The sequence below is a fragment of the Corynebacterium sp. c24Ua_83 genome (assembly GCF_039907245.1).
Classification (GTDB): Bacteria; Actinomycetota; Actinomycetes; order Mycobacteriales; family Mycobacteriaceae; genus Corynebacterium.
This window is the reverse complement of record NZ_JASBOI010000021.1, coordinates 13,769-29,155: the sequence shown is the minus strand read 5'-3', so window position 1 is coordinate 29,155 and position 15,387 is coordinate 13,769. Positions and strand designations below refer to the sequence as shown.

Here is a 15,387-nt window from a genome sequence, read left to right as displayed (position 1 = left end):
CCGTCGGGCATGGTACGTGGCTTGCGGGACTGGGCCAAGTGAGCATGAGGCGCTCATGGCTTTTGTCTCGCCGGGTCAACCATGGCATAACGGGTTTGTCGAGTCATTGCATAACCGGATGCGCGACGAGTTACGTGAGGATAATCTTTTTGAGGACCTCACCCACGCCAGGGTCATGGTTGACTGGTGATCGCGCCGGTACAATTCTGAACATCCGCACTCGGTGTTGGGCTATCTCAGCCCGGGCAGGTATGCGGAGAATTGGAAGAAAAAGCAGCAGGCAGTGGCTTAAGCCTACTGAACCTAATTCTCAGACCACCCCAGCATGGGTATCAAACCTCGGGTGATAGCGATCAAGAATTTGGTGGATAGCCGGTGTTGAGGTGTTCAAGCTGAATATATGCAGGCAGGAAACCAGTAACGGGATGGTACCCAGCCGCCGTGACCCATGTTGAAACGTCGGTTATTTGGTTAGCATCGATAACCTCGCACGTGACATGTGGACCGATAGAGTTTTCGGCAAAAACCGCATTCACTGCGAGGGTCAATTCCTGATTGACGGCCACTTTGTCTGCGTATTCAGACTCGAACGCGACCGCCACCCTAATCAGATGCCTCCCACTGGCAGAGGTTTTTCTAGCATGAGCTACCCCGATCCATGACAGGCCTTTGGTGCAACAGTGGCGCAGAGCACGGCGAACGGCGGCGAGCGCGAGTGCCTGATTTGTGGCAGCTATTGATCGTGCCCCTAACGCACGGGGCCATAAGATGGGGAGTTCCAGCGACGTGGCCTGTGGGGGTGCAGCGTTGGGAGAGGAGGTGCTGACGCCGGCCTCTTTCGGTGGATCGAGCCACAGTAACTCAATCGGGAAGTCCGTAAAGGAATCGATGCCCAGGTCACCGAGAACATCACACACGTCATGTGCCACGGTGCCGAGTGGCGCCTGCTCATCGACCTCAACTGTCAACAGTGGTTGATGAATGGAACCTTCCACAGCGGAGGTGCTATTGGCGCGCACGCTAAGCACGGAACACACTGAACCTGCGGTGCTGTCGGATGCGAGACCCCAAGTGCTGAGAGATTCCCAGATCAGCGTCGGTGTTACAGCTGCGGCGAGACAATCAGGATCAGCCATCGCCTTTTCCTGTTGTAATTTAGAAACAAGCTCCGAGGATGCGAGATAGCCGCCGCGGTGAATTGCACGATCGACGATGCTTGTTCCTGGGATGAAGCTGCGTACCCGTATGATGCCGCTATCTGGGAGTCGACGAATACTTAGCAAACTCCGTTGGGGAGGCTCTCTCAGTGCGTTATCGGCTGTGCGGGCGGCGCTGTCACCCAACACCTGCGTTAAGGATTGGACAGGGAGAAGCTCAGCGCTGAGCGGGATTCGGTACAGGATGATTGGTGTTTCTTCAGCATCCGGTTCATGGACGGTGCTAGGGAACGCCTGGTGGAAAATGATGTTGTGGAATACTGACTCGCAATGAACGCCACTTCCACATGCGCTAGCGAAGGCCTGTGCCCGGTCAACGATGTGCCTCAACACAGATTCTGTGAAAAGAGGATCATCTTCCTGAACGTGCAGGGTGATCACCGGAGCGGTGGTTGCAGAGTCATCATTAACTTTAAACGCCACACTATAGGCGAGGCGGCCACAACCGAGAACTTCCTGGGTGTTTAGAGAATCCGAACGAAGATCCTCTACATACTTCCGAGTAAGTTTCCGTACTACCGCGCCCGTGAAGTATTCACGAACAGCAAGAGCTAGCAGCCCTAATGACTCGGCCATATTCCAGGCAGGAATATGTTCTGAAAGAGCCGATCCTATCGCGGAGTTGCTGAGGCGCTGAGCTGCGGCCAATGCTTCCTTGGGACTGTAGTCGGGGCGGCGATCAGCTGCAGACGACTGCCTGAAGGAGTAGTTTTTGCTCCCGCACGCGCTATCGCTGACATCCAGGATGGCGAAGTCATGGTCGAGGAGCTCATAATGCGTTAAGCAGAGCTGCTGGTAGTACACATAATTCAGCACAGATTCATCACTAGGAGCTCCAGCTAGCAACCACTGGATATGTGTGTACTCGCGCTCAATGTCCTCGAATGTTGTGGCGCGTCCCCCGGCGCTCTGGATTAAGATTCTTCTGGGAGAATCCCCCGGAAGAACAGCCAACGCCTGGCAGTTTCGTGGGATGGCTAAACCACTGGTCCACGCTGCAATTCCAATCCAGCGCACATAGTCAGTTGACATGGTCATTTCGCCAGTTTAACCTTTTGGTTTGCAGTGGAGTGTTTTAATATTCTCTTGCTTTCCAGGCCAGTCTCGTTCGTCAATAACATCTACATCGACTAGATTCCGCCAGCTCACGGGATGAGCAGATTTATGGCAATATGTACGTGCTGTAACCCTCCGTCTGCATCCCTTTTTGTCTATTAACCCTTCTTGTATCTGTGGTGTCCAGAGCGCTTTCGGGTTAAGGGTTAAAGTCCAAACTCATAAATCAAAGTGTGAAACTGCTAATTGTTTAACACTTTAATTCGCACTTTGAGGTTCAAACTGTGAATTAGCAGGTAGTGAAAGTGTGAAAATTGATCTAAACTGATCATCATGAGCTGGAATGCTGAACGTCTTGCGGAAATGATCAGGGAGCTCCGTGCCTTCGGGGACGACACGACTCTTGTTGAATGTAAAACCGCGGCAGGAGGTGTTCCGGAGAACATCGGTGAGACGCTATGCGCATTCGCCAATATGCCGCAAGCTGGCGCGATTATTCTTGGCGTTAGCGAGCGAAAAGGTTTTGAAGTCACCGGTATTGATAACCCAGCGGAAATGCAGAAGGCGATCGCATCGGTCAGCCGGTCTTCAGTGAAGCCGGCCCCGCAGCTTGAGTTCTTTCACCACATTATTGACGGAAAACACGTTTTGGTGGTGGAAGTCACGCCGTTGACACCGACAGAGAAACCGGCAAGGTTCAAGAACAAGGCGTACCTGCGTCAAGCTGACGGCGATTATCAGATGAACTCTAACGATCTAAAGATGCTAGAGCTCTCTGCGCTAACGGCTAGCCAGCAAACGCACTTCGATTTTCAGATTGTTCATGGAACCGATACTGGTGTGCTCGATGGCGAAGTGCTAAGGAGCTTTATTGAATCGGTGCGTCAGTCTAGAACTCGCCTATCCAGGATTGACGATGACTCACAGTTGCTCCATATTTCTAACGTAACCGATAACCAGGGCAATCTTCGTTTGGGGGGTTTGTATGCGCTCGGTTATCTGCCTCAGTCAGTTGAACCTGCTCTTGGCGCAACTGTTGCGGTGAGGTTAGCTCGAGGTGATGGAATAGGGCGCCATAAAAATCTCAAGGAGATCGAAGGTCCACTGCCGGAGATGCTTGTGGAGATTATGAACTGGATCAGGCAAAACTCGGACACGGTGAGCAGGTATACGGAAATTGGCCATCTTGTCGATGAACCGGAGTTTCCGCCTTCGGCTATCCGAGAGGTGCTGGCGAATGCCCTGGTTCACCGGGATTTGGGGCCATCCGTGGAGGTGGGCAAAAAAGTAGAGGTTCGAATTACGGAAAAGATGCTAGTAGTGGTCAGCCCGGGTGGTTTGCGTGGATTATCCGCATCCCAGCTGGAAAGCCCGGAGCTGACCAAAGCTCCTGTAAACAAGCGGCTTTATGAGATTGCACGCTATCTAAGGACGCCGGATGGCGAGCGCGTCATCGAGGGTGAGGGTGGTGGAATTCAAGAGATTCTCACTGCTACGAGGGAAGCTCGTTTGCCAAAGCCGCAGTTCATCGATACCGGTGTCACGTTTAAAGTGTCATTTCCCCGTGGTTCACGTTTCAGTGAGATCGAGGATAAATGGCTCGAGGATCTGCAACGACAAGGAAAGCGGCGTCTCGTTCCGATTGAGGAAGATCTACTGGTGAATCTACGTAGTCAGGGCGGGGCGACGCGGCAGCGCATCGTGCAGATGTACGCCCCGTTAGGCGAGAGAGCATGTCGACGGATGCTTGATCAGCTCTCGGATGATGAGTTCCTTAATTACGAAGACGGCGTCTATTACGCCGTCGGAGAGGAGACCGGTACTGGCGATAAGGCGCGTCGTAAGAGCACGGACGAGCAGATTCTACGATCCTTGGGAAAGAACGTTCCTAAAGTTTATGAAGCCATTGGCTTGAACGGATCGGCGACAATGAAGGAGTTGCAGGATAGGACAAGTCTGTCTCCTGCGCAGGTTCGCTACGCACTTGATCCACTCCTCGCACAGGGATACGTGTCCATGGTCGGGGGTCAGGGACGAAAAGCGACGGTTTACAGCCGCGAGTAGCGGTTGGAGTCTAAGTGTGAATGAAACTATGAAAAGATTCGTTGAAAGTCGCACTTTCATTCAAAGTTTGACACTTTGATTCTCAGTTTGATGCAAAGTCGGAATCCTTGAGGAGACGGCTAGGCAGGGAAGTTCTACGCATTGTCCGTTAGGTCATCACTCTTGCCTGTTTGGCTTTCCTTCTTGCTCTCAGCGATGCGTGTGCGGAGTTCCTGGGCACGTTCGCTGTCGCCCAAACCGTGTCGTTCCAGTACTTCCAGTACAGCTTCGTCGCCGGTGATTTCTCCTCGGAGGATGCGTCGGACATCCTCTTCGTCTCGGGTTGTCATGGTGTATCCGGCCATCGTCATGGAGGCGCGGACGGCAGCAGCCTTCTGATCTTCGGTGCGATTGTCGGGGGTCATGGTCTGTGTCCCTTCCGATATGTTGTTGAGTTGTTTACGGTGGGCAAATGCCTAGGCATCTTCGGTGGATGTAGTACTTACTGTAGCGACGGGGTAAGACATCTAAAGTGGTCTATCTGCTCGGTAATCAAACGTTTGTTTGCCTTACTGCACTTCTGTGAACTGGTGGGGCATCTCTTGGCAAGTGTTCGGGAATTTAAGAATTCTCGAAAACTCCCAATCCGGCGTGGGGGAGGGCGCCGTATGTACCAATGAAGCGGCCCTGCGACGGGGTCGTGTGGAAAACGATCGCTAACCCGAAGGAGCAGTACAAATGATGATTCGCAAGACCAACTCTGCAGCTAACCGTGCAGCCGGATTCTCTGTGGGCCGTGCCGCCATGGCCGTAGCTCTGACCGGCGTGATGGGTCTGGGCCTGGTTGCGTGCAACGAGGACGATGACGCTGCGGATTCCAAGATGAGCGAAACCACTTCTTCCGAAATGACCAGTGAAAGCAAGATGACCGAAGAGAAGATGACCGAGGAGAGCATGATGCCGGATAAGCCCGCCATGTCCGAGAAGATGGACAACAAGATGGACGGCAAAATGGAAGACAAGGTCGAGAACATGATGGAGACCGACGAAAGCATGATGCCGGATCTGCAGGGAAAGCAGAACCAGTAGATGACGAGCAGGTCGTAGGCCCCGGGGCGCTACGATGAAAACGGTGGCCATCGTCGATAGAGAAATCCTCGAGAGCTTGATGCTGCTCACCCAACAGGGTGATGCGGCGGCTTTCGCACGCCTCTACGACCACATCGCCCCGAATGTCCTGGGCCTCACGCTGCAAATTCTCCACGACCAAGCGCAGGCGGAGGAAGTCACCCAGGAAGTTTTCATCGAGGTGTGGCAGCACGCTGCAGACTTCGACCCGGCCAAAGGCTCGGCGAAATCATGGATCCTCCGCCGGGCGAGGCTCCGCGCCATTGACCGGGTTCGAAGCGCCATCGCCACTATGAAACGGGATGACCGGGAGGCCTTCCTGGTGGCGTCAATAAAAAAGAAAGCGTGGAAGACGAGGCCTTAAGGAATGTACAACGCCACGCCGTGCGGACCGCGCTGGAGATCATAGGCGAGCCGCACAAGACCGCGATTCTGCTGGCGTACTTCGGCGATATGACTCACGCGGAGCTGGCTGAAGCCACCGGCGTAGCGCTGGGAACTGCGAAGACGCGCGTGCGTGATGGGCTTCGTAAGCTAGAGAAGATCCTTAAAGAACAACGTGACGCACTGGCGGAAGGGGGTGCCCGATGAAAGACGAGAAGCCGGACTTCGGCGAGCTAGAAGCCGACCTGGCGGACTTGGCCGGACCGGTGGCGCCTCCGCCGCAGTTGAAGTCGAACATTATGGATGCGATCGCTTCGGGCGAGTATCCGCAGGTCGCGCCGTGTGAAGAGGCTGGTGCGGATAACGTTGTGCCTTTGTCGAAAACGCGCGGGACTCGCCGTGGATTCGCACGCGCTGCCTTTGCCGCGGCTGCTGCAGTTGTACTACTGGCAGGCGTGGGGATCGTGGGCACCACCAGCGGGCTGTGGGGTGGCGGCGAGAATGCCGACCTTGCGGAGAACAACACGAACCAGTCCGTTGAAGGAGCTGGTCAGGGTGCGAACGGTGAGGAGCCCATGCAGGGTGCGGAGGCGGAAGACCACATGCACTCCATCATGGCGATGGGTGACGTGCGCAGCGTGTCGCTGAAGGCCGACGGTTCGACGTTGGACGTGGTGGTCTCGGCGGAGATGGATTCCGGTGGGGCGATGGTCAACGGCGCGCCAGTGTTGAAGGACGGCATGGGCGCGCAGGTGTGGTCTATCAACGAAAACGGCGCCGCCCGATCGGCCGGCGTGATTGGCCAGGATCCGCACGACAACGTGTGGATGCCGCTGCCGGCGGACACGATGATGGTGCGCGTCACCGAGGAGCCGATGGACGGCAGCGATACGCCGGGTGGGACCGTGCTGGCCGAGGGGAAGCTCTAGTTCCCTTCGGGCTCCACAGCGAACTTCTTGCCCTGGATGCGGATCCGCCTTCTGCCGGGGTGCTAAACCCGCTTTTGTGTGGATCAGCCCTGGCCGCTGCAAGTAATGTGGAATGAGCGAGCCCAATCAAACCGCAAACCCCAACCCAGGGAGCCCCACGACTTATGACCGGCACGACCACCACGTATCGCTACACCGACCCCTTCACCGGGACGCCGCAAACCATCGATGGCCCTGAAGGTAAGGCGTACATGCTGGTGGAGCGTGGCGAGGAAGTCCGTGTCGGCGACCCGCTGGGTTTCTACAACGACCGCGAAAGCGCCCGCGAAGCCGTGATGGCCCGCCTTAACGAGAAAGCCCGCACTCTACGGGACTACGAAGAGTATTACGTCACGCATGCCACCCTGCGTGGAGCCCAGCACTAGCATCCATTCCACCCATGCATAAACTGCGGCGAAGAATCCTCCCGGGCCTAAAGCGGCGGGCGAAGTGGGCCTCCCTCACCACGCTGTCCTACTCCTTCCGCGCCGCCGCCGGCGCAATTGACCTCTACGCCAACCTCTTCCCAGGCGTGCGCCTGAACAGGCGCTATGCCCTGGATCCCCGCCGCGGTTTCGCCATCATCGGGGCGGAAATCGGCATGTGGAATGCCCTTTCGCCCTCTCTGCTACCGCACCCCTGGTGGGCCGTTGCCGGTAACGCCTCCACGTCCCAGGCGGTCGGGCACTTCAACGGCACCATCATCGCCAGCGCAGTTCTGCCCGCCTTCCGCGCCGCCGGTCTGGACCTGCGGGAACTCGTGAACAAGCCCGGCTACCGCGAGGCCTACCGCGCCATGCACGCTGCATTCACCCTGGCCACCGCCGTCGCGGCCTACCGCTTCTACAAGCGCCAAGGCGAATCCGCTGCGCTGGTGAACAGCCAGCGTCTCGGCGCCCCCTCCGCCTTCGTTGGCATTGCCGTCAGCACCCTCGGCTACGGCGCATTCTTGCTGCTCGGCGAGCTACTACAGTCCAGCTTCGACCTCACTCGGCATTCGCTGCGTCGGTTCGTCCCCGCCCCCGTAGCTGTGCCTGTGGCTGCTGGGGCGGTGGGCGTCATCGCCTACCTCATCTCCGACAAGATCCTGCTACGGCAGTTCCTCGAGAAGTTCAACGAGAAGGCCGAGCTCGTAAACCGTCGCGTGTACTGGGGTTACCAGCAGCCGTGGGAGCCCGAGCGTTCTGGTTCGGTGTGGTCACACGAAAGGTGGATCTCCCTGGGCGCCCAAGGTCGCGTGTTAGTCGGCGGTGGCCCCAGGGCGCGCGACATCACGGAGGTCACGGGCCTGGATGACGTGCACGAGCCGATCCGCATCTACGGCGGCCTGGCCCCCGGGCGCACGCTGGAAAGCATCGTTGATCTGGTGAAACGGGAGCTGCTGCGGACCGGCGCCCTACACCGCTCGGCTATCGTCATCCACACCTCCACCGGCACGGGATGGGTGCCGGATTGGCAGCTGGATACCGTCGAGTTCCTCACGGGCGGCAACTGCGTGAACGTGGCGATGCAGTACTCCTACGTGCAGTCGCCCGTCGCCTATGTGCTTGACCGCGATACCCCGGTGCGCGCTGCCAAGTTACTTATTGACGCCGTGTTTGAGCTGCTAGACGGCATGCCCAACCCACCAAAGGTGTTCGTGACCGGCGAATCCCTGGGGGCGTATGGCACGGCAGCAGCCTTCGACGGGCTGGAGGACATGCTGGCAAAGGTGGACGGGGCGGTGCTGTCCGGCGCACCACGCTTTACCAAGATGATCCGGGACATGACCACCTACCGCAGCGAAGGCTCGCCAGAGCGCCTACCGTTGTACGACCAAGGCCAGCACGTGCGCTTCATCAGCCACGCCGACCACCTGGACCGCGACTGGCGCGGCCAGGAGTACGGCCAGCCGTGGCAGCACCCGCGGGTGGCTGTGGTGCAGCACGCCTCCGATGCGATCGTGTGGTGGGATGCCGATCTGTTCTGGAAGGAACCAGACTGGCTGCGCGAACCCGGCGCCCGGGGCGTGCCCGCACCGGCCACCCAGCACAACGATGTAGTGCATAAACTCCGCTGGATTCCGTTTACTACCGGCTGGCAGGTGGCCATGGACATGCTGACCTCGAAGCAGACTCCCGCAGGTCACGGCCATAACTACCGCGGAATCATGGTTCCCACCTGGGAGCGAATCCTAGGCCCCGACCTGGTGCGCGCGCCCCTGAATCCGGAGTTGCAGCAGCGCATTACGGATTGGATCACGGAGCATTCGCGGGACACGCGCCGGGAGGAAGACCGTTTCCTCGACCGCTTCGGCTTCGGCGTGGCACGGGAGGACTAGCCCCGCGCCTACTGCGGTGGCGTCAGGTATTCGTCGATCGGCCGTGCGATGGTCTGCAGGGCGCGCTCCTCGCTTACCCCCAGCATGCGCAGCAGATCCAGCGCCAGGTCGTCCCCGGCGGTCCTGCTGTTCAACGTCGGATCCTCGTGCAGACGCTGCCCTAGCATCGCGTTGGCGCCGAAGATAATCGCCGCAGCCGTTTCGGTGCTGGCCACGTGGAAGGAACCGTCGTCCACGCCCGCGCTGATCCGCTGGCGCAGCTTGCGCACCAGTTCGTTGGGCATGGTGTAGAAGTCCGGGGAGCGGCGAACAATCGACTTCGACAGCGTCGGTACTAGGCGGTGCGCATACGCCAGGATGCGGATGTTCGTCGCCGCCGCGTCGATCGAGTCCAGATCCTGGTCCGCCGCCAGGTCAAAGATGCTGGCCAGGTTGTTCACCGCGTACTCTGCAACCGCGTCGAAGAACTGCGTGCGGTCTTTAAAGAAGTTGTAGAAGCTGCCGTTGGAAACCCCGGCCTTTTGGGTGATCGCCAGGATAGAAAGATCGGTCTGCTCTTCGGCGATCAGCTCGATGCCGGCGTGCAGTAGCGCCTGTTTAGTCCGCTCGCGGCGCGTGCCGGCCTGCTCGCTGCGGTTGAAGATGGCTTGCATCCACGCGGCGGTATCGATGTGTTGCTCGCCTGCTCGCACGCGCGGATTCACTCCTCTTTCTTCTCTTGGTGACGCCCACCGTTCCAACCACACCCGCCTCAGCATCGCTGTTATTGCGGGTAAGCATAGCTTTCTTTCAGGCTAACCTATCGGCTTCCAAGGTTGCGAAAGAAGCCACTTGAAAGCTACTCGAAACGTACTCGAAACCTACTAGAAACAAATTTCGAGCCTCTGACCTGCGATAAACAACGTACTCGAAAATATTTCGAGTAGAATGTTAGATTGTGAGTGTGCAGCGAGATTTCCACGAGGAGCCGAACCAGCTTCTGCAGTTCCCCGAAGACCAGTGGTTCGAGCGCAAATCTTTCCGCATTAAGCCGAAGGACTTGGCTAAGACAATTGTCGGCATGGCCAATTCTGAGGGCGGCGTAATTGCGGTTGGCATTTCGGACCGGCAATTCGAAGGAAAGCCGACCGCTACCCAAGACAATGCTCTGCGGCAGACGTCGTTGGATCACACGGATCCGACGGTTCGCGTCCAGATCGAGTTGTGCGACGTGGATGATCGTACGCAGGTGTATCTTTTCCACGTCTTGCCCAGTGAGCGGGTCCATTACCTGAAGTCAGGGGACTGCTTCTTGCGAGTGGGTGATGAAACGAAGCACTTGAGGGCTGATGACATTCTGGAGCTTCGTTACACCAAGGGTGAGCAGCAATACGATGCCACGGTTCCCGCGAACGCTACCCCGAACGACCTCAACATGGATCTGGTTGAGACTTATGCCGAGACCATTGGTTCTTCGAGTGCCGAAGATGCTCTGAAGGCGCGCAACCTGATTGACCGGGACGGCAGGCCACGTGCTGCTGCGATATTGCTTTTCGGGCACAATCCTCAAGAGTTCTTCCCGAACGCACACATCCGGGTTTTACGTTTTGGCGAGGACGAGCGATTGCCTGGCCAGATGCAGCAGTTGATGGATGACCAGCGTTTTGATGGTCCGATACCGCAACAGATTCAAGCAGCTCAGGAAGCAATTAGCGGAATGCTGCCAAATACTCGACGGCTCACCGGCGCGGGTCTTTTCGAGGATGAGAACCTTATCCCTCACGACGTTTGGCTTGAGGGGTTGGTCAACGCGGTGGTGCATCGCTCGTACAGCATGGTCGGGGATCACATTCGTTTCGAAATTTTCCCGAGCCGGATTGAGGTCTCTAGCCCGGGGCGCTTCCCCGGCCTTGTAGATCCGACTAAACCGGAGTCCATTGCCCGCTTTGCGCGCAACCCTCTGATTGCGCGAGTAACCGCTGAGCTCCGCATTGGCCAGGAACTGGGTGAGGGAATCCGACGTATGTTTGCAAGTATGCGGCGGGTTGGGTTTGCTGATCCGGTATATACGCAAACTAGTGGCAGCGTAGTTCTTACATTGAACGCAACACAGCGTTTAGACGCCCAAGTGCTGGGTGGTCTCCCTCGTCATTCCGAGGATGTGCTTGCTGCTCTAGAAATGAGTGGTCGGCCAATGTCCACGGGTGATGTTGCCGAGGCGCTGGGCTTGTCGGCCCCGCCAGTGCGCCGTGCATTGCAGGCCATGCGTGATGCTGGGCTGGTTCATTGGCGTGGAAATGGACCGCGCGATCCGCGTGCCGTGTGGTCTGTAAAGGGGCCGCTTAGGTAGCTAGGAAAGCTACTCGAAAGGTACTCGAAACCTACTAGAAACAAGTTTCGAGCCTCTGACCTGCGATAAACAACGTACTCGAAAATGTTTCGAGTAGAATGTTAGGCGATTTGGCCCCCGAGTGTATCGAGTAGCGCCGCCGCTTTTACTAGCGTTTCCTGGTACTCCGCCAGTGGATCCGAGTCCGCGACGATCGCGCCGCCGACCCCGAAAGAACACTCCGCGCCATCGTCGACGAGCGTGCGGATCGTGATGTTCAGCTCTGTGGCGGAATTGGGGGAGATCCAGCCGATCGCCCCGGAATAGAACCCGCGCGGATGCGGCTCCAGCTCCTCGATAATCTCCATCGTCCGGATTTTCGGCGCGCCTGTCATGGAGCCGCCGGGGTAACTGGCCGCAATCGCGTCGACGGCGCCGAGCCCCGGACGGAGCTGGCCGGTAATGGTGCTGACCAGCTGATGGACGTGCGAGAAACTCTCCACCGAAAAAATTTTCGGCACCTCCACACTGCCCGGCACGCACACTCTGCCGAGGTCGTTGCGCAGCAGGTCAACGATCATCAGGTTCTCCGCCCGGTCCTTGGGGTTGCTCATTAATTCCTGACGCCCCCTCGCATCCGCCGCTCCGTCCTCCCCACGGGGGCGGGTGCCCTTGATCGGCTCGGCGGAGACCTCTCCCTCCGGTGAGACCTTGAGGAACCTCTCGGGGGAGGCGCTGAGGATGTGCAGTGGCGCCTGACCAGGGCGGTCGAAGCGCAGGAATGCGCCATAGGGAACCGGGCTGACTTCGCGGAGCCGCAGGTAGGCCAGTAATTCCGGTGACGGTGCGTAGGGCGAGTTCGCGCCGGGCTGCTGAGTGGGCTGCAGTCCGGCCAGCTCCCGAAGTGCCGGGCCGCGGGCAGTATTCGTAAGGCAGACCTCGTAGCTATCGCCTGCGGCAATGTAATCCAGGCAGCGCTGGATGCTCGCCAGGTACTGCCGCTTCGGCTGGTCGAAGCGGAAGGCCGCCGCGCGCTCAATGGTCACGGACTCGGCGGGCACCGTGTCACGGGGCGGTGCACCGCCCGGAATGCTGCTCGGAAAGGTTTCCGGAATGGCTTCCAGTCCCGCACCGCTTGTCTCGGAGACCTCGCCAGCGATCCGTCGCACCTCGGCGACGGTGGTGTCCAGCCATTCCAGCTGCTCATCGTGGGTGCTCCCGGCATCCCCGGCATCTTTGGCACTCGGCAGCATTGCCATTGCATAGGCCACCGCGTGTGCGTGGTCGATCACGACCGCCCGGTCGGCGAACAGCAATGCCGCATCCGGATGGTCTTCCCGGGAGCGGGCAATGTCCTCCACTCCGTATCCCAATGCGCCCACCCAGCCGAGGGCGAAGTCGCACGGCCAGTCTCGCGGAATCTCAACCGGCTCGTCGAAAGTGCCTCCGAGCTGCGCGAAGAACGTATTCGAGCTTTCCACCTGTGGCATCCACGTTCGGGCTAGGGGACCCGCGCTATTTGCCAGCACACTGAGGGCGCCGCCGTTGCCGGAAGAGTCCAGCCAGGCGGCGGTGGGGGCGTCATTAAATAAAGACAAAAAGACCCGCGGCGCGACACTTCCGGTGATGTCCCGAGCGTCTGCCTGCGGCAGCGGGATGGTGCGGAATGTGAGGCGGCGCGGGGTCATGTACGCCATTATCGCGCGCCGGATCTAGCGCGCGATGTGGGGGTGCGGGTTACAGGCGGTGCTTGCCGCCCTCGTCCGGATCCTCGCCCGGGCCATCGGCCAGCGGGAAGTCGGCCTCGGCGGCGTCGGTCGCATCCGTGGCATCGGCAGCGCCCTGGTCGCTACCAGCCTGCGGAGCAGCCGGAGCACCCGGAACAGCTACGCCCGGTGCGGGAGCGCCCGGTGCACCCGGGGCAGGTGCGGACGGTGCGGCGGGGGCAGGTGCGGACGGTGCGGCGGGGGCAGCCGGAGCCTGCTTCTCCTCGGTCTTGGCCTCTTCGGCCTTCGCATCCTTAGCCTCGTCGACCTTGGCCTCGGCGGTCTCCTTCACCTCGGTGGCCTTCGCCTCAGCCTTGTCAGCGGTCTCGGCGGCCTTCGCCTTGGCCTTCTCGGCAGCGCCGGTGGCCTTGTCCGCGAAGTCCTGCACCTTCGGGGAGTTCTTCGGAGCGTTCTCGCCACCACGCAGGAACTTAAACGCAGCAGCGCCCGCGGCAACCAGGATGGCCAGCAGCAGGAACTTGCCGAACAGGCCGCCCTTCTGCTTCTTCTCCTGCTTCTTCAGGCCCTTCTTCTCGGCCTTCGCCAGCGCCTTGCTCTGCGCCTTGTTGGTGGCGCGGGCTACCTTCTTGTCCAGCTTCGCAGCGCGCTTGCGGGCATCCTTCTGTGCGCCCTTGGTCTGCTTCTGCGCACGCTTGGCTGCCTTCTTCTTGGTGGCCTCCAGCTTCTTGGCCAGCTGCTTGCGGTTCTTCTCCGCGCTCTTCGCCAGGTCGCCGCCACGGGACTCCGCCTCTTCGTACAGCTTGCTGGTCGCAGTCTGGCCACGTTCCTGCAGATCGTGAGCGTTTTCCTTCAGCGCAGCGGTAAGCTGAGCGATCTTCTGCTCACGCTTCTTGGCCTTCTTGCCGGCCTTCTTCTGGGCCTTCTCCTGCGCCTCGTCGAAACGGTTGCGCAGCTTCTGCGTGCGCTTGTCGATCTTCTTGCGCAGCTTCTCGGCATCCGCGCCGAGCTTCTCGGTCAGTTCATCGGTGTTCAATTCTTCGCCCTTCTTCTTTAGTGACGCCACCATCCCAGCAGCCTCGCCCTCAACCTTCTTGGTCTTCTTGGCTGCCTTGGCCTGTGCCTTCGCGGCCTTCTTCTTTGCGGCCTCGGCCTTCTTTTCGGCCTTCGCACGAGCCCTGTCCGCCTTGTCGGCGGCCTTGTCAGCAGTGTCGGCAGTGTTCTGGGAACCGGTGGAGCTCATGTCCGCAACATCCGCAGCAGTGAGCTCGTCGGAGTGGTGCGCCTGGTGGTGCTTGCGGGCAGCCGCAGCCGCACGGGCCTGCTCGAGGGCAGACGCAGCACCCTCTTCCTTCAGCATGAGCTCCGCGACGGCCTTCACGTGAGCGGGAGAACCAGCAATGATGCCCTCTCGTTCGCCCTCCGTGGCCAGGTTGTCACGCAGCTGCTGCAGCGCGTCGAACTCCTGGCGGCGCTTAAACTCCTTGCGGTTATTCAACATGGTGCGACCCTGCTTGGCGCCGCGCAGCGCCAGCTTCAACGTGGTGGGGTTCATCGTGCGAGATGCTCCTTGGAGATCTATTTGGGTATTTCAATATGTGTTCGTGCTAACACCCATCCTAAAGAAAAATCCCCACCGGGATGGGCAATACAGCTTTTGAGTCGCCAAGGCGCCGGAAGCCGTCGCGGCTTTTTAGTACAATGGATCACCGTGACTAATAAGACTGCAACCGCAATTCTGCACACCAACCAAGGCGACATCGCCATCGATCTGTTCGGCAACCACGCGCCGGAGACCGTAGCCAACTTCGTTGGCCTGGCGCAGGGCACCAAGGAGTACTCCCAGCCCAACGCCTCCGGCACCAACGAAGGCCCGTTCTACGACGGTGCGATCTTCCACCGCATCATCGATGGCTTCATGATCCAGGGTGGCGACCCGACCGGCACCGGTCGTGGCGGCCCGGGCTACCAGTTCGGCGACGAGTTCCACCCGGAGCTGCAGTTCGACCGCCCGTTCCTGCTGGCCATGGCCAACGCTGGCCCCGGCACCAACGGCTCCCAGTTCTTCATCACGGTGACGGCCACCCCGCACCTGAACAACCGCCACACCATCTTCGGTGAGGTCACCGACAAGGAGTCCCAGAAGGTCGTCGCAAAGATCTCCCGCGTCGCAACCGACCGCATGGACCGCCCGAACGACGACGTCGTCATCGAGTCTGTCGAGATCCAGGAGTAAAAA

At 59.2% G+C, this 15,387-nt stretch carries 13 protein-coding genes and 1 pseudogene; 9 read left to right on the top strand and 5 right to left on the bottom strand.

Annotation, left to right across the window (positions count from 1 at the left end; translation table 11 throughout):
- Nucleotides 1-190: integrase core domain-containing protein (locus QKE30_RS09870; protein ID WP_347934693.1), on the top strand; the 190-nt coding region annotated here is incomplete at its 5' end.
- 163 nt (nucleotides 191-353) lie between these two features.
- On the opposite strand, the gene QKE30_RS09865 is transcribed toward QKE30_RS09870, so the two are convergent.
- Nucleotides 354-2,255 carry a hypothetical protein gene (locus tag QKE30_RS09865; RefSeq protein ID WP_239200963.1) on the bottom strand — a complete coding sequence of 634 codons (1,902 nt, stop codon included), beginning with the start codon at nucleotides 2,253-2,255 and terminating at the stop codon, nucleotides 354-356.
- Nucleotides 2,256-2,606: 351 nt separating this feature from the next.
- Here QKE30_RS09865 and QKE30_RS09860 point away from each other — a divergent pair, with 351 nt between their 5' ends.
- The gene (locus QKE30_RS09860) at nucleotides 2,607-4,337 is read left to right on the top strand and encodes an RNA-binding domain-containing protein (RefSeq protein ID WP_239200965.1); all 1,731 of its coding nucleotides are present in this window, start codon (nucleotides 2,607-2,609) and stop codon (nucleotides 4,335-4,337) included.
- Nucleotides 4,338-4,471: 134 nt separating this feature from the next.
- Here QKE30_RS09860 and QKE30_RS09855 read toward each other — a convergent pair whose 3' ends face one another.
- Nucleotides 4,472-4,741 (bottom strand): antitoxin VbhA family protein, encoded by a 270-nt coding sequence (locus QKE30_RS09855; RefSeq protein WP_239200967.1) that lies wholly within the window; start codon nucleotides 4,739-4,741, stop codon nucleotides 4,472-4,474.
- A 313-nt stretch (nucleotides 4,742-5,054) separates the two neighbouring features.
- Between QKE30_RS09855 and QKE30_RS09850 the strand changes: the two genes are divergently transcribed.
- The 5 genes and pseudogenes from QKE30_RS09850 to QKE30_RS09830 all read left to right on the top strand — a co-directional run bounded on the left by QKE30_RS09850 (nucleotide 5,055) and on the right by QKE30_RS09830 (nucleotide 9,116).
- A complete protein-coding gene (locus QKE30_RS09850; RefSeq protein ID WP_239200969.1) occupies nucleotides 5,055-5,405 on the top strand; it encodes a hypothetical protein in 351 nt (116 codons plus the stop codon).
- A gap of 34 nt (nucleotides 5,406-5,439) precedes the next feature.
- Nucleotides 5,440-6,035 (top strand): annotated as a pseudogene (locus QKE30_RS09845) (sigma-70 family RNA polymerase sigma factor).
- Complete coding sequence (locus QKE30_RS09840) at nucleotides 6,032-6,757, top strand: anti-sigma factor (protein WP_239200971.1); 726 nt, start codon at nucleotides 6,032-6,034, stop codon at nucleotides 6,755-6,757. The pseudogene QKE30_RS09845 and the gene QKE30_RS09840 overlap by 4 nt, the downstream one beginning before the upstream one ends.
- Nucleotides 6,758-6,921: 164 nt before the next feature.
- On the top strand, nucleotides 6,922-7,182 hold the full coding sequence (locus tag QKE30_RS09835; protein WP_239200973.1) for a hypothetical protein: 261 nt from the start codon (nucleotides 6,922-6,924) through the stop codon (nucleotides 7,180-7,182).
- A 14-nt stretch (nucleotides 7,183-7,196) separates the two neighbouring features.
- Nucleotides 7,197-9,116, top strand: a complete 1,920-nt coding sequence (locus tag QKE30_RS09830) for an alpha/beta-hydrolase family protein (RefSeq protein WP_239200976.1) — start codon at nucleotides 7,197-7,199, stop codon at nucleotides 9,114-9,116.
- 8 nt (nucleotides 9,117-9,124) lie between these two features.
- On the opposite strand, the gene QKE30_RS09825 is transcribed toward QKE30_RS09830, so the two are convergent.
- A complete protein-coding gene (locus QKE30_RS09825; RefSeq protein ID WP_239200978.1) occupies nucleotides 9,125-9,808 on the bottom strand; it encodes a TetR/AcrR family transcriptional regulator in 684 nt (227 codons plus the stop codon).
- Between the two features lie 245 nt (nucleotides 9,809-10,053).
- Here QKE30_RS09825 and QKE30_RS09820 point away from each other — a divergent pair, with 245 nt between their 5' ends.
- Complete coding sequence (locus QKE30_RS09820; protein WP_347934692.1) at nucleotides 10,054-11,445, top strand: ATP-binding protein; 1,392 nt, start codon at nucleotides 10,054-10,056, stop codon at nucleotides 11,443-11,445.
- A 101-nt stretch (nucleotides 11,446-11,546) separates the two neighbouring features.
- Here QKE30_RS09820 and QKE30_RS09815 read toward each other — a convergent pair whose 3' ends face one another.
- Both QKE30_RS09815 and QKE30_RS09810 read right to left on the bottom strand, forming a co-directional pair.
- The gene (locus QKE30_RS09815; RefSeq protein ID WP_239200982.1) at nucleotides 11,547-13,112 is read right to left on the bottom strand and encodes an anthranilate synthase component I family protein; all 1,566 of its coding nucleotides are present in this window, start codon (nucleotides 13,110-13,112) and stop codon (nucleotides 11,547-11,549) included.
- A 49-nt stretch (nucleotides 13,113-13,161) separates the two neighbouring features.
- A complete protein-coding gene (locus tag QKE30_RS09810) occupies nucleotides 13,162-14,703 on the bottom strand; it encodes a hypothetical protein (protein ID WP_347934691.1) in 1,542 nt (513 codons plus the stop codon).
- A gap of 156 nt (nucleotides 14,704-14,859) precedes the next feature.
- On the opposite strand from QKE30_RS09810, the gene QKE30_RS09805 reads away from it, so the two are divergent.
- The gene (locus QKE30_RS09805; protein ID WP_005292634.1) at nucleotides 14,860-15,384 is read left to right on the top strand and encodes a peptidylprolyl isomerase; all 525 of its coding nucleotides are present in this window, start codon (nucleotides 14,860-14,862) and stop codon (nucleotides 15,382-15,384) included.
- The last annotated feature ends 3 nt before the right edge of the window (nucleotides 15,385-15,387 follow it).

Bases quoted from the DNA above. Each gene is read 5' to 3' on its own strand.
- QKE30_RS09865 (WP_239200963.1), bottom strand. From the start codon at position 2,255: ATGACCATGTCAACTGACTATGTGCGCTGGATTGGAATTGCAGCGTGG.
- QKE30_RS09860 (WP_239200965.1), top strand. From the start codon at position 2,607: ATGAGCTGGAATGCTGAACGTCTTGCGGAAATGATCAGGGAGCTCCGT.
- QKE30_RS09855 (WP_239200967.1), bottom strand. From the start codon at position 4,741: ATGACCCCCGACAATCGCACCGAAGATCAGAAGGCTGCTGCCGTCCGC.
- QKE30_RS09850 (WP_239200969.1), top strand. From the start codon at position 5,055: ATGATGATTCGCAAGACCAACTCTGCAGCTAACCGTGCAGCCGGATTC.
- QKE30_RS09840 (WP_239200971.1), top strand. From the start codon at position 6,032: ATGAAAGACGAGAAGCCGGACTTCGGCGAGCTAGAAGCCGACCTGGCG.
- QKE30_RS09835 (WP_239200973.1), top strand. From the start codon at position 6,922: ATGACCGGCACGACCACCACGTATCGCTACACCGACCCCTTCACCGGG.
- QKE30_RS09830 (WP_239200976.1), top strand. From the start codon at position 7,197: ATGCATAAACTGCGGCGAAGAATCCTCCCGGGCCTAAAGCGGCGGGCG.
- QKE30_RS09815 (WP_239200982.1), bottom strand. From the start codon at position 13,112: ATGACCCCGCGCCGCCTCACATTCCGCACCATCCCGCTGCCGCAGGCA.
- QKE30_RS09810 (WP_347934691.1), bottom strand. From the start codon at position 14,703: ATGAACCCCACCACGTTGAAGCTGGCGCTGCGCGGCGCCAAGCAGGGT.